Origin of the sequence: Microvirga vignae (assembly GCF_001017175.1) — a bacterium.
Taxonomy (GTDB): Bacteria; Pseudomonadota; Alphaproteobacteria; order Rhizobiales; family Beijerinckiaceae; genus Microvirga; species Microvirga vignae.
Map to the genome: position 1 here is coordinate 1 of NZ_LCYG01000059.1, position 13,346 is coordinate 13,346.

12 protein-coding genes and 1 pseudogene are annotated in these 13,346 nt (G+C 61.9%); 5 read left to right on the forward strand and 8 right to left on the reverse strand.

What is annotated here, in order from left to right:
- Positions 1–181: 181 nt before the first annotated feature.
- From AA309_RS37820 to AA309_RS21600, 3 genes are all read right to left on the reverse strand, one after another.
- On the reverse strand, positions 182–478 hold the full coding sequence (locus AA309_RS37820; protein ID WP_150117679.1) for a DUF6894 family protein: 297 nt from the start codon (positions 476–478) through the stop codon (positions 182–184).
- Entirely contained in the window at positions 468–1,715 is a 1,248-nt protein-coding gene (locus AA309_RS21595) for an adenylate/guanylate cyclase domain-containing protein (protein WP_047191098.1), read from the reverse strand. The genes AA309_RS37820 and AA309_RS21595 overlap by 11 nt, the downstream gene beginning before the upstream one ends.
- Before the next feature lie 364 nt (positions 1,716–2,079).
- A complete protein-coding gene (locus AA309_RS21600; protein WP_047191099.1) occupies positions 2,080–3,990 on the reverse strand; it encodes a potassium transporter Kup in 1,911 nt (636 codons plus the stop codon).
- 245 nt (positions 3,991–4,235) lie between these two features.
- On the opposite strand from AA309_RS21600, the gene AA309_RS37825 reads away from it, so the two are divergent.
- Both AA309_RS37825 and AA309_RS35410 read left to right on the forward strand, forming a co-directional pair.
- The gene (locus AA309_RS37825) at positions 4,236–4,532 is read left to right on the forward strand and encodes a CsbD family protein (RefSeq protein ID WP_425286897.1); all 297 of its coding nucleotides are present in this window, start codon (positions 4,236–4,238) and stop codon (positions 4,530–4,532) included.
- A 116-nt stretch (positions 4,533–4,648) separates the two neighbouring features.
- Positions 4,649–4,798, forward strand: a complete 150-nt coding sequence (locus AA309_RS35410; RefSeq protein WP_160310521.1) for a hypothetical protein — start codon at positions 4,649–4,651, stop codon at positions 4,796–4,798.
- 170 nt (positions 4,799–4,968) lie between these two features.
- On the opposite strand, the gene AA309_RS21610 is transcribed toward AA309_RS35410, so the two are convergent.
- Positions 4,969–5,400, reverse strand: a complete 432-nt coding sequence (locus AA309_RS21610) for a response regulator (protein ID WP_047191100.1) — start codon at positions 5,398–5,400, stop codon at positions 4,969–4,971.
- Between the two features lie 124 nt (positions 5,401–5,524).
- Positions 5,525–6,280, reverse strand: a complete 756-nt coding sequence (locus AA309_RS34530) for a hypothetical protein (RefSeq protein ID WP_052954919.1) — start codon at positions 6,278–6,280, stop codon at positions 5,525–5,527.
- A 123-nt stretch (positions 6,281–6,403) separates the two neighbouring features.
- On the opposite strand from AA309_RS34530, the gene AA309_RS21620 reads away from it, so the two are divergent.
- Both AA309_RS21620 and AA309_RS37280 read left to right on the forward strand, forming a co-directional pair.
- On the forward strand, positions 6,404–7,273 hold the full coding sequence (locus tag AA309_RS21620) for a DUF6502 family protein (protein ID WP_047191107.1): 870 nt from the start codon (positions 6,404–6,406) through the stop codon (positions 7,271–7,273).
- Positions 7,270–8,529 (forward strand): DUF5666 domain-containing protein, encoded by a 1,260-nt coding sequence (locus AA309_RS37280; RefSeq protein WP_052954920.1) that lies wholly within the window; start codon positions 7,270–7,272, stop codon positions 8,527–8,529. The genes AA309_RS21620 and AA309_RS37280 overlap by 4 nt, the downstream gene beginning before the upstream one ends.
- A gap of 614 nt (positions 8,530–9,143) precedes the next feature.
- Here the strand turns inward: AA309_RS37280 and AA309_RS21630 are convergent.
- Positions 9,144–10,064 carry a LysR substrate-binding domain-containing protein gene (locus AA309_RS21630; RefSeq protein WP_047191101.1) on the reverse strand — a complete coding sequence of 307 codons (921 nt, stop codon included), beginning with the start codon at positions 10,062–10,064 and terminating at the stop codon, positions 9,144–9,146.
- Positions 10,065–10,154: 90 nt separating this feature from the next.
- On the opposite strand from AA309_RS21630, the gene AA309_RS21635 reads away from it, so the two are divergent.
- On the forward strand, positions 10,155–11,048 hold the full coding sequence (locus AA309_RS21635) for a DMT family transporter (protein WP_047191102.1): 894 nt from the start codon (positions 10,155–10,157) through the stop codon (positions 11,046–11,048).
- Positions 11,049–11,577: 529 nt separating this feature from the next.
- Here the strand turns inward: AA309_RS21635 and cysG are convergent.
- Complete coding sequence (cysG, locus tag AA309_RS21640; protein WP_047191103.1) at positions 11,578–13,101, reverse strand: siroheme synthase CysG; 1,524 nt, start codon at positions 13,099–13,101, stop codon at positions 11,578–11,580.
- Positions 13,098–13,346 (reverse strand): annotated as a pseudogene (locus AA309_RS35415) (sulfite reductase); the annotation flags it as partial. The pseudogene AA309_RS35415 and the gene cysG, both read right to left, overlap by 4 nt.

Sequence of the window (13,346 nt, forward strand, 5' to 3'; positions counted from 1 at the left end):
GGGAGCCGTCCACACATGGCACTGAGCGGAAGTAAACCGAATCTCCGGACCTGCAGGGTGAGCGGACCTTTACACGGCCACGCTGAAGGGCGTTTTTGACCCAACTCAGACCTTCCGGCTGGTGCCGTAGGACACAGGCAGCTCATTGTTTGGAGCCTCGTTACATCCGCTGCCTTTGCGTTCAGAAGGGCGGTTCCAAACGCAATATCGCCAACTCTTGACCCGTCTCTTCCACAATCTCGACTGTCAGACTTTCCTGTCGGAGGTGGCGGGGCAAATAGGCCCGAAAGTGCCTCGCGACCCGGTGAGCCTCGTGCCGGGCGGTCTCGAGATCCGGGAGATGGTAGATCTCGAACTCCTGCACAAAGCAGATGCCACTCGATGCATTGAAGACGTATCGCGGCATGGTCTTTCCCTCGGGCCAGCGCTGTTGTGCAACCATTGCGGAGGCTCCGCCATCAACCAGATTAACTTCCATGCTCCGTTCTGGGCTTGATTTCGGGGTCAGCCCCTTGTTCTCGTGAAGCCCTCTGATCGGGCGCGACCAGCTCGAAGATCGCCTGCGCGTCTGGAACCCCCGGCAGCGTGAAAGTTCCCAGCCGCCTTGTGGTGTCCGCCGGAAAGCAGGCTGCCACCTCCCGGGAACACACCGCGGCCGAGTTCGTGCTCTTGGCAACCGCCTCCAGCCGACTGACAAAGTTGACCGTGGGACCCACGACCGTGAAGTCCAGCCGATCCGGGCTGCCAATATTGCCATAGATCACGGAGCCGACGTGCAGGCAGCCGACAAACCGCAGTCCTGCGATCTGCTCGGCTCTGAGCAAGGCCGCCTCCAGCGCACGACGCGCACGACCGCTCGCCTTCTCCCGTCCGCTGTCCTCAACCGGAAAGATCGACAGCACGCCATCGCCGATGAACTTCAGCACGTCCCCGCCCTCGGCCCGCACTGCGGTGACCACCAACTCCTGGTATTGGCCAAGGCGCTCCAGCAGTTCATCGGGGGGCAACTGCTCCGAGAGAAGGGTATATCCACGCAGATCGGTCAGCAGCACGGCGGCTTCGATGGTAACCTGATCGCCGCGGCGAATGGCGCCAGCGGCAATGCGCTCAGCCGGACCTTCGCCAAGATAGGTTCGCAGAAGGCTCTCGGCTGAGCGACGCATCGCGGCCGGTTCCAATGCTGCCGCTAAAAAGGGACTAAGCTCCTCGATCAACACCATGGCGGCCTCACTGAACCCGCCTGGAGCATCGGTTGTGAATGCAGCACCTTGCACCGAGCCATCCCCATAGATGATCGGCAGGGCCAGATAATCGGTGCTGCCATCCTCAGCAATCTCGAAGAGCACCGGATGGTCACGGGCTGGATCGAGGTCGCGCAAGGAGCGGTAGAAGCGGGTCCGCGTCTTGACGACATGTTCGAAGGGACTACCGGTGTAGGAACTCGTGGCTAGGACACTGCGGGGGACAGTGTACTCTTCGGCTCCCGTTTCGCGCATCCAGATCACGCCCCAGGCTCCGATCAGAGGATTGATCAGCCGCTGCCCGACCCGAACCCGCCAGAGCGGGATCCCTGCGGCCACGAGCCGTTCGCAGGTTTGGGCAACGATCTCGACAGGGGAGAGAGCCACGCGTGCCGTGCCCACCAGCCAAGTGGCGAATTCGATCACATTGGCGAATTCGATGACATTGAAGTCGGGGATCCGCTGAGAGGGCATGGCGTATCCCACCTGTGCGTTGCCGATGCTGGAAGGTGCAGCAAACGCGTTCGGAGCGCTCCTGACGATTATCCGGCCAGACCCATCACGACACAACCCTGTGTAACGGCGGCTTCTGGCACTTCTCGGAAGCAACGCTTTGGTCTTCTCGCTCGGCCAAAGCAGACGTTCGTAAAGGACACGGGGTCGTCAGAGGCTGCCCTGAAAGGCGACCTCACCCGCGACACGGGTGATATCCCTTACCTGCGGGCGTGGGATTTCAGATACTGGCACAGGATCGAGCTTGCGGCAGCGGGATGCTCGATTCTCTGCTCAGTCCTGTGGCTCATCCCGTAGTCAGGACAGCCGTGCCTTATGAACCTGCTCAGATCGTGATCCGCGAACCCACCTCGACCGCCTGATCTTCTGGGATGCAAAACTGGTCCGTGATGTCGCTCGCGGAGCGTGCCAGCGGAATGAAGATGTAGTCCTGCCAGAGCGGCAATCCCGATTGGGCCGACGCTTGCAGCGCCCGCCGCGACAGGAAGAACGACGCGTTCGAAAGATCGAAGTTGGCGGCCTCCAGCGCCCAGGGCACGTTCGGGTGCTCCATGAAGCCAAAGCGGACCGTCATCCGCGAGAACCGCTCCGAGAGTTTCTCAGTTGTGACGCGGCCTTCATCGGGACGGCGCGGCACCTCCTCAGTGACCACGGTCAGGATCACGTTGTGGTCATGCAGCACCTTGTTGTGCTTCAGATTGTGGAGCAAAGCGGCAGGGACATCCTGGGCGTTCCCGGTCAGGAAGATGGCCGTCCCGGGCACCCGCGGCACCGAGCTGCTCTCGGCTGTCCGGATAAACTCGGACAAGGGTGGCCGCCCCCGATGCGCCAGTTCGGCCAGCAGGCGCGTGCCCTTGCGCCAGGTCCGCATCAGGATGAACAGCCCGGTGCCGACCAGCAACGGGAACCAGCCGCCGTGAGGGATCTTCAGCGCATTTGCCCCAAGGAAGACGAGTTCGATGACGAAGAAGGGCGCGATGACCAGCGCCACCACAGCCGGGGACCAGCGCCAGAACTTCCAAGCCACGATGAACAGAAGGCACGAGGTGATGACCATGTCGCCGGTCACGGCCAGACCGTAGGCGGCGGCCAAGGCGCTCGATGACTCGAACAGGACAACGATCAGGATCACTGCCGTAAGCAGGAGCCAGTTGATCGTAGGAACGTAGATCTGGCCCTTCTCCGTCTCGGAGGTGCGCAGGACGCGGAAGCGGGGCAGCACGCCAAGGTTCATCGCCTGCTCCGAGATCGAGAACGCACCCGTGATCACCGCCTGGCTGGCGATGATGGTAGCTACGGTGGCGAGGATCACCATCGGCAGCAGCGCCCAAGACGGATAGAGCAGGAAGAAGGGGTTCTCCAGGCCTTCGGGGTGCGCCAGCAGCATGGCGCCCTGGCCGAGATAGTTGAGGGCGAGTGCCGGTAGGACGAGGCCGAGCCATGCGGTGCGGATCGGTGCACGACCGAAGTGACCCATGTCGGCATAGAGCGCCTCCGCGCCGGTGACGGACAGGAACACCGCGCCCAGGGCGAGAAGCCCGGCGGTGCCGTGGCTGATGAGGAAGCGGAGGCCATGCGCCGGGTTGACGGCGGCTAGGATGCTCAGATCATCTCGAATGTGCATCAGGCCACCCAGGGCCATGACAAGGAACCAGAAGGCGGTGATCGGGCCGAAGAAGGCCGCCACACCGGCCGTGCCGAACCGCTGCACGGCGAAGAGAGTGATCAGGATCACGAGGCTGAGCGGCACCACGTAGGGCTCGAAGGCGGGCGTCACCAGTTTGAGGCCTTCCACGGCCGAGAGAACCGAGATGGCAGGCGTGATGATGACATCACCATAGAACAGCGAGGCGCCCACCATGCCGAGAATGATGGTGATCCCGGTGCTATGGCCAAGAGCTCGTTGCGCCAAGGTCACGAGCGAGAGGGTGCCGCCCTCACCGTTGTTGTCGGCCCGCAGCACGATGACCACGTATTTGATTGTGACGATGATGATCAGCGTCCAGAGGATGAGGGAGACCACCCCCAGCACCATCTCGCGGGTAAGAGCCCCGGCGCCAGCATGGCCGGTGGCGGCGGCGAGGCTCTCCTTCAGGGCATAAAGTGGGCTGGTGCCAATGTCGCCGTAGACAACACCGATCGTGCCAAGAGTCAGAGCCCAGAACGACGTTGGCGCAGCATGGTCGTACTCTGGCGAACCGGTAGCTGCGCTCCCACTGATGCCCGTTGCGGCCATGAACTCTCCCACCTTTGAGCGGGGACTAGGACTCCCCTGGGCTCAACGTAGCGGCATGGTGGAGGGTTTCAGGCCAGTTGGATCCGACGGGAGCCTGTGGCTATGGCCTGCGGAATGGCGTCGATCTCAGGCGCAATGGCTGCTTTTGATCCCCGATCGTCCCGCATCGCGCAACCCACCACCAAGCCAAGGCGTCGCGCCTCCCGGGCGGTTCCCCGGAGCCGCAGGACCGTTTTGGATCTGGCTTGGCCTTGCTCAAGAAGGTGTCCTGCCTCGCGATCCTGGCAGTGGCTTTAGGAACAGGGGTGGCTGCATGGGGTTTTCTCTCTGGCGCATCGTTGCGTCAGTTCTCCCAGGAGGGAGCCATGCCGATGGACAAAGATCGTGTGAAAGGCGCAGCCACCCGCACGGGCGGCAAGATGAAGCAAGCTGCTGGTGAGATGACCGGCGACACCAAGATGCAGACCGAAGGCAAGATGGACCAGGCCAAAGGCAAGGCCCAGAACGCCATGGGCGGCATCAAGGACACCCTCAAGAAATAAGCCTCAGCGCAGTATGATGCTCAAAGCCCCATCGGAGCCGTCGGTGGGGCAAGGAACTGTCGCAAACCCATCATTTACTCAGTTCGGTCTATGCCTCCGGTACGCTCCGGAGGTTCATGATGTTCAAAGGCCGTAACATCTACGCTTATCTGCTCTGGATGGTTAGACTGGCCGTTATCCTGTTGCGCGGCGGAGATGCCGTGGTCGCGATTGAGGCTCGTGGACGAGTTCCGGGTGGCGCAGGTAGCGTCGATTGGCTGCGATAGCTCACCGACGTCCGGTGCTTGCACATCCTGGAACTAGCCCGGGTGTCAGCTTATGGAGGGAGCACCGGAAGATTCTGAAGGGCGGAGATTTCCTGGTTTGACCTGCATATGTCGCTCAGATCGTGCTTTCTCCTGGTCTCGAACATGGTGGTTGAAGTGCGGCCTAGAACCTAGCAATCAGCCGATGCAACAGACGAATTGGCGAAGACTTCTCTCAACGCATCGCTGAAGGTCTGGTGCGAGAACGGCTTTGAGAGCACACAATTGCGCTGGTAGCGCTGGGGAACGATGCTGGGATCGTAGCCGGTCATGAAGATGAACGGGATGCCGCGATAGTGCAGAACGTCGGCAATCGGATAGACCACCAAGCCATCAATATTGACGTCAAGAACGGCGAGATCGAAATCCGCCTGGAGCGCCAGAGTCATGGCCTGTTCAAATTTGGCTGCCGGGCCAACCACGTGTCCTCCGAGATCGCACACCATGTCTTCGATCAGCATCGAGATCATGGTCTCGTCTTCGACGATGAGAACGCGGGGGCTGCGGTCATCGTGCGTCGGCGCTCTCCCGATGTGCCGGACGTGCTGAGTGTATCCTTGCATGTATGCCCCACTCTCCTGAAGGGATGACGCTTCCCTCGCCGATCCAAGAACTCGTCCATGTAAACCGGCATGTCGGTTTCGAAAGACATCCTGCCGCTCACCAGCGGCAGGATGTTCAAGTCGTTTACTGCTGTGCGGCCTGGAGTTCCCGGGCCTCGTCGATGACGCGATCGAACACGTCCGATTCGGGGTCGATCTCGAGCCCAAGCTTCTCGTTGAGCACCTTGACAGGTTCCTCCGGCACGCCCTGTTTCGACAGCGCTGCAAGAGCCTTGGCGGCCTGGGTGATTTCGGCGTCGGTGATTTCGTCCTCGGTGTCGTCACTGACACTCAAGGCCTTCTCATAGGACGCAATAAGCCCGACCGTCGAATGGGCTGCCGCCCGCTGCCGGGCCGTCGCGGAGGCATTCACCGCGTTCATGCGACCGAGTTTGGCCGCATCCAGACCGATGCTCTTGGCACTCGCTGCCGCTTGCTTCGCTTCGGAGGAGACTTTCGCCCCAACTTCCTTGGCCTCACGGGTGCTGCTCCGCGCCTGCTCGGCCCTGGCTTGGCCCTTTGCGGAGGCGTCGCTGGCGCCGGAGCTGCGGCCGCTGCGCTCGCTTGCGCCTCCGCGAGAATTCTCGCCGCCACCGCTGCGGGAATCGCCGCCGTTCCCACCCCCATTACCGCCGCCGTTGCCGCCGCCGCCATTTCCGCCGCCGTTACCCCCGCCGTTGCCGCCACCGTTGCCGCCACCGTTACCCCCGCCGTCGCCGCCTTTGGCGTGGGCCTGAGACTTCTCGACCTTGAATGAAGCCATATCAAGGGAGAACGGTTGGAGGCTGATCGCAAGCCCCAAGGCAAAAGCCGAGACAGTGAGAGTAAGACGTCGTGTCATGGAGTTTCCTTCCAGCATATTCCGGGACCGTTGAGTCCCTTATTCGACTTATGTGAGAAATTTTCCCACGTCAACCTTGATGTGGGATTGCTTCCCACAACCAATCCGCTTACCTATTGGGCTATGTCCGGCGACACCCCCCGATCTCTTGACCAAGCCACGCTGCATGCGCCCTTGGCACGCCTGCTGCGTCCGCTCGTGCGGCTCCTGATCCGCAGCGGGATCACGTTTCCCATGCTCGCGGAGCTGCTGCGAGAGCTTTACGTGAACGTCGCCGAGTACGATTTCGCTCTTCAAGGCAAGGAGCAGACGGACAGCCGCGTCAGTCTCCTCACAGGCATCCACCGCAAGGAGGTCCGCCGCCTGCGCGGGGCGGGCGCTCCGGTCAACGTTGTTCCAGCGACCGTGTCGCAGACGAGCCGCATTCTTGCCCGCTGGCTTGCAGATCCGGAGTTCACCGATGGCGAGGGGCAGCCCCTGCCGCTACCCCGCAATGCGGAGCCGTCACAGCCGTCCTTCGAACGACTTGTCGCCTCGGTCACCCGCGACGTGCGGCCCCGCGCGGTGCTGGACGAGTGGCTCGACCGCAAACTTGTCGTCATCGATGGCCAGGAGCGCGCTGTCCTTGTCGAGGCGGCTTTCGTGCCGCGGGGCGGGAATGATCAGCAGCTCTATTATCTTGGGCGCAACCTGCACGATCACATCGCCGCTGCGGTCGCGAACGTGGAGGCGCAATCGCCTCGATTCCTTGAGCGTGCCGTGCACTACGACGGCCTGACGAAGGATGCGGCCGAGCAACTCCAGCGACGCTCCCGCGAGGTTGCGATGCAGGCTCTCCAGAAGTTGAACCGCGAGGCACACGCCGCCAGTGATGGAGTGATGCCCGGTGAGTGGCGATGGAACTTCGGCGTCTACGTCTATTGCGAAGAGGTTGCGCCGTCGGCTGCCGCCGGAACGTCCACCAACAGCAACGACGAGGAGCCCAGGACGTGAGGGACTGCGCCACTTCGATTGCACGAATCACTGCCTGCTGGCTGGCCGCGCTGGTGCTGCTCTTTGTCCCGCTGGATATGGCGCGGGGCCAGGATCCGCGCGACCGCGGCATTGGCGGCACCGGAGTGGTTTCGGGCGACCCCGAAAGCGATCGCGGCATCGGCGGGACAGGCGTGATGGGCACAATTCGTGGGTTCGGTAGCATCATCGTCAACGGCTTGCGCGTGACCTATGCGCCGGACGTCCCGGTGCGGGTTGACGGGCAACCCCGGGCGGTCTCCGACCTCAAGATCGGTCAGGTGGTGCAGGTTGTCGCCGAGACCCAGGATGGTGTGCTGCGAACAAGGCAGATCGACGTGGCCAGTGAGGTCGTCGGCACGATCGAGGCGACGAGCGGCAAGACACTCAGGGTGCTTGGCCAAGCCGTCTCCACCGAAAAGCTCAACGGCAGGCCGGAATGGCGGCGCGGGGAGCGTGTTGCGGTGTTCGGCCTGCGGCGGCCAGACGGAACCATCGTTGCAAGTCTTATCGAGCCCAGAGCCGAAGGCCCTGACAGGGTCGTTGGCAGCGTGACCAAGCTGCGCGACGGCAGCCTCAGGATCGGGCCGTTAAGGCTCAGCGGGGCAACCCCAGCGCTCGTCGGCACACGGGCTGTTCTGGAGGGCTCGTACAAGGGGGGCGTTCTGGATGTGACCAGGACTACCAGGGAGCGCAATCTCCTGGGGCCCGAGGTCCGGCGCTTCTCCATCGAGGCTTATGTCGAGCGGACAAGGAACGGATTGCGCCTTAGTTCGGGTCTTGAACTCGCCGGGAGAGTCTCTGCGGCGCTTCCGGCTGGATCCTATGCCGCCGCCGTGGTGACCATCGTGGCCGATCAGAAAGGACGACTGGGCCTTGAGCGGGTCTCGCTCGAGGGCCGATCGGTTCGTTCAAGTGGGTCTTCACAGGGCCCGGACAGGCGCAGTGCCCCCAGCACCCCTGCGGGCGCCCAAGGGCACAAATCCTCACCGCTTCACCCGGATCTTGGTCCTGCTCAGTCTCCCCTGGGCGGCTCCCGACCCGGCGCGGCTCGCGGGCGCAGCGATAACAGCGACTCTCCCGGTAATGCCGGCAATTCTCGAGGAGGCTCAGCCGACGGTGGCGGAAAAAGCGGCGGCAGTGGAAATTCCGGCGGGAATGGCAATGGTCACGGCGGAGGCGGCAATGCCGGCGGAAATGGCAACGGTGGCGGAAACGGCGGCGGGGGAAGGCGGTAACGGCGATTGTAAGTGAGAGAATGAACTGCCACGACGCTGCACGGGGACAGAGGGAAGTTGGTTCGACGCAAACCAGCTCTCCCGAAACGAGCGCTACAGGGAAGGGCAGCTAGTCGCACTTCTCAGAAATTCCGCTTTGGTCAGCTTGTGAGTGGTAAGCGGACCTTCAAAAGAGCAAGGGATTTCCGCATTTGACCCAGGGCGGTCCTTCATCGGACGCGGTCGGACCAGCGAGGGGTTAGCAAAAGCCGCTAACTCGCCGGAGCTTCTCGTACTTAGGGCAACGGCTTGGCTCTGCGCTAAAGCTCCATCGGCGTGAGAGCCCGCAGATCGCCATCAAAGGTTTCTGCAGCGCACGACGGCATCGACCGTCATCAATGGCGCACAAGGAGCAGTAGGTCAAAAGCTCGCCCTGTCGACTGACGCGCACGCTGGCCCTGGATGGCGCGACTGGATACGGCCTTTGTCATGGATCTCTGTTTATACTTCTCTACCGGCACCAGGAAGATCAGGCTCGATTCAACCCGCCAGCAGTTCCAGGCTGAGTGGACGGATGGCTTTACCGGAACTCATCCCGGGAGCGCATGCGTTCCGGCTGCGGCGCTCAGGATGTTCTATGTTTTCAGGAATGCCTCGGCCACACTAAGGGGGAGACCCGCTTCCGCTATGATCCGTCGGGCCAGTTCTGCCGAAGCGGGCCGTAACCGGCTCGAGGGCCGATCCAACCAGTAGGACACAGGATTGAGCGCTGTTCGGTGATCGACTGCGATGACGCGCCCGCTGCGCAGGGCCTCGCCGGCCAGTGGCGGACGGGCCAGTGCCACACCGAGGCCGTGGGCTACGGCATCGAGCACGAGGTTGTAATCCTCGAATCGGCGGTCCTGCGGCTTGGGACGATAGTCTAGCCCCTGTGCGGTGAACCAGGCTCGCCAGCCGGAGGCGTCGGAATCGTGTACGAGCGGGCAGTTCAGAAGCCGCTCTACGGCGCCGGATCCGAGAGAAGCGGCGAGGGCAGGTGAGGCAATCGGAAAGCAGTGCTCCTCCAACAGGCGCACGCAGACACGTCCCGGCAGGCTTCCTCGGCCGCAGCGGATTGCCAGATCGATACCGTCCGCTTCGAGATCCGTGTTGCGATGCTCAACCACGAACTCGATCCGTAAGGGCGGATCGCCGCTTTCGAAGGCTTTCAGGCGCGGCATCAGCCACAAGTTGCTGACCGACGGAATTGTCGTGAGGCGGACAACGGCCGCGCCGCGCCGCTCGACCCAGCGATCGGCGCTATCAGCGATCAGCGCGAAAGCCTCGGTCGTCCGCTGATGAAGGCGCTGTCCCTGCGGAGTCAGGACGACGCCGCGGGCCTGCCGGTCGAAGAGTTTCTCTCCCAGCCAATGTTCGAGCTTGGCCACCTGTCGGCTGATGGCGCCATGCGTGAGGTTCAGGTCGTGCGCAGCTGCCGAAAAGCTTCCGAGGCGTGCCGCAGCGTCAAAGGCCCGGAGAGCATCGAGAGGCGGCAGCGGGGGCGAGCTGTGATCCATGTGCACAGCTGATCCTCGAATTGTTCGATTGTCAATCAGCTCAGAGCACAGGATTGTCGATCTGGCTAATTCCCCTCGTGAGTTTCTGCTATGAGCATTGGTACCGCCTCTTCTTTCGAGCGTAGATCCTTCGATGGTGTGACCACCACTGCCGTCATCATCACAATTCTCGCCTGGGCTTCGGCTTTCCCAGCTATTCGCGCCGGCCTGCAGGCTTTCGGCCCGATCGAGCTCGGCGCTCTGCGGTTTGCCGTGGCCGCCGTACCGGCTGCGTTCTTTCTTGTCGTCATGCGTCCGGCATGGCCGACGCCGCCGGATTTCCTCCGGCTGGCGATCGGCGGCTTTCTGTTCGTGGCGCTCTATACGACCCTTCTCAACATGGGCGAGATGACGGTCTCGGCCGGTGCGGCAAGCTTTATCATCAACACGAACCCTATCATGACAGCGGGTCTCGCGATGCTCGTGCTGGGCGAGCGCTTCAGCGTCCGCGCCTGGGCTGGGACGGCGCTGTCGTTCGCGGGCATCGGCCTGATAGCCCTCGGCGAAGGGCAGGGGATGCATCTCGACACCGGGGCACTGCTCATTCTCGGGGCAGCTCTGTGTACTTCCGTGACGACCGTTGTGCAGAAGCCGCTTTTCGCCAGACACAGGCCGCTGACGGTTTCGGCTTGGAACATGGTGCTTGGCACCCTCTTCCTCGCCCCTTGGCTGCCAAATGCAGCATCCGAGTTCTCCATTGCCTCCGCTTCGGGCATTCAGGCCGTAATCTATCTCGGTCTCGTGCCCAGCCTTGTTGCCTACGGCACTTGGTCCGTTGCCCTGTCGCAATTGCCGGCCAGCCGCGCGTCGAATTTCATGTACTGCGTGCCGCCGGTCGCCACGCTTCTCGGTTTCCTATGGCTTGGAGAAGTGCCGACTCTGCTCGGTGCCATCGGTGGCGCCATGGCCCTGGTCGGCGTCGCTGTCGTCAACTTGCGGCGATAGGAGAGAAGAGAAGCGACAATGGCTCGCGCGGATTTGCCGTTTGGTTCAACCTGCTGAGCTGAGGCACGAAGCATTGGGGTCTGAAGGGACAATCTTCCAACCTCAAAGGGTCCCTTCACATGACAGGGCATGAACCTTTCCCTGCTTCAGGCTCATGCATCCACGCTGGCATGATGATAAATGCCAACCGGAAGAGATGTGGCGGTAGCAATTCGAACTACCTTCCATCACAAACGCAGAATGTTTTGCCTGCAGTCCAAGCGAAAGATAGAATCTTCTTCTTAAATTCACGAGCTGGTTGTTGCGACACTTTCTGATCTGCACATGTCGCGTATATTGCCTGTGTAGTCGCTCTTTTCTTTTCACGCAGGTCATGAAAAAACGATCACGCCCCTCTCGAAAACTGATCCTGAAGATCGCACTCTTCTGGATGATTGTCGGCGGAGCGGTCGTCTGCAGAATTGCGTATTTTGACCAGATCTCGGCGCAGGCCGCATCAAAGCCCTTGTGATCGCAACGAAAGCGCTGATCAGCTCGAAAAGAGCGCCGGCAGTCTTTGACCAGGACCGCTTACTGGCTGCTCGGCGCCTGCAGGATGATACGACCTCTGAACCAGATCGGACGCTGCCTCGTGGACCGGTCTAACGGATGCCCCTATGATGATGATCAGGGGGCCGGTTCCAGGCAAAGTGGCTCCATGAGCAAGATCGAAGATCGTGGCCTGCAACTGCTCCTGTGTTGGTCTCGATACATCGCTTACAGCGGCAACCGGCGTATCGGACGGCAGACCGCTTTTGATCAAGCGTGCAGCCAATTTGGAAGCGGTGCGCCGCCCCATATAGACGACCGTCGTTGTCTGCGGGTCTGCGAGAGCACCCAGATTCAGCTCCTCAGGGAGATCCCCGTGACGATCATGCGCCGTGACGAACTGGACTCGCTGCGCATGGTCGCGGTGGGTCAGTGAGCCGCCGAGCGAGGCTGCAGCTGCGCTGGCAGTCGTCACACCCGGCACGATACGGACGGGGACGCCCGCGTCCTGACAGGCTCCGACCTCTTCACCCGTGCGGGCGAAGATGGAGGGATCGCCACCTTTCAGGCGCACGACGCGATGGCCGGCAAGGGCTAAATCCACGATGAGCGCATTGATATCGTCCTGCCGGCAGGAGGCGCCATGGCCTTCCTTGCCAACGTGGATCCGGCGCGCTTCACGGCGGGCCAGTTCCAGCACCCCGGGTGTTACAAGACGATCATAGACGATGATGTCGGCGGCCTGAAGCTCACGCATCGCTTTCAAGGTCATCAGTTCAGGATCACCAGGGCCGGCGCCAACGATCACCACTTCGCCGATCTTTGATCTCGCTGCCTGATCGTCACGTGTTTCGAGAGCCAGGCGCTTGAGGCTGGAAGAACGTTGCTCTTCATCGCCCTCCATCGTGAAGGCCGTGTCGACGAATTTCTCCCAGAAGCGTCGCCTGCCTGCCTTGGTCGGCACGATTGCTTTTAAGTTCTCGCGAAAGTCTTTTGCCGCCTGTGCCCAAGCTCCCAGAAAGAGTGGCAATGCAGCTTCGATCCGGCGTCGGATGGCCTGGGCAAGAATGGGGGCCGCTCCATCTGTCGAGATGGCCACCGTAACGGGCGATCTGTTGATGATGGATCCGAACTGGAAATCGCAGAAAGCAGGCCGGTCGATGACGTTGACGAGCACACCGCGACTGCGCGCCGTCTCCACAAATCGTTTGGTCTCGTCTCTGTCCTCGATATCAGCCACCGCAACTGAGACGCCATCAAGATCATCAGGTTGCCAATGGCGCTGAACAAGATCGAACTGATCAGGCGCACTGACAATGAGAGCGCTCAGTTCCGGCGACGGATCTTCTGCGACGATGCGAACGATGCCCCCTGAGGCCGCCAGAAGTTCCGCCTTCCAGGCAACTCCCTCGCTTCCGCCGATCACGAGAATGCGCTTTCCCATGAGGTCGTAGAAGATCGGCAGCTTCGGCAAGGGATTAAGTCGAGCCGCACGCGAGGCCTTGGGAAGGACTGGCGGAGTCATTCCGCCGCCTTCGCGATGGGGCCGGTTTTCGCGTGGAAATCGCGCCCGTTCGTCGTTGCTGCGACAATCCCGGAGCGGATGAGAAAGTCGCTGAACCGCTCTCTGGGTTCGCGCCCATGGGCGTAGGCCGCAAACAACGGGTCTAGTGCAGCAACGATCTCCTCATGCTGCAGGTCGGCGGCATAGAGCTTCGACAGGCGGGAGCCGTCGAAAGCGCCTCCGAGATAGAGGTTGTAACGGCCGGG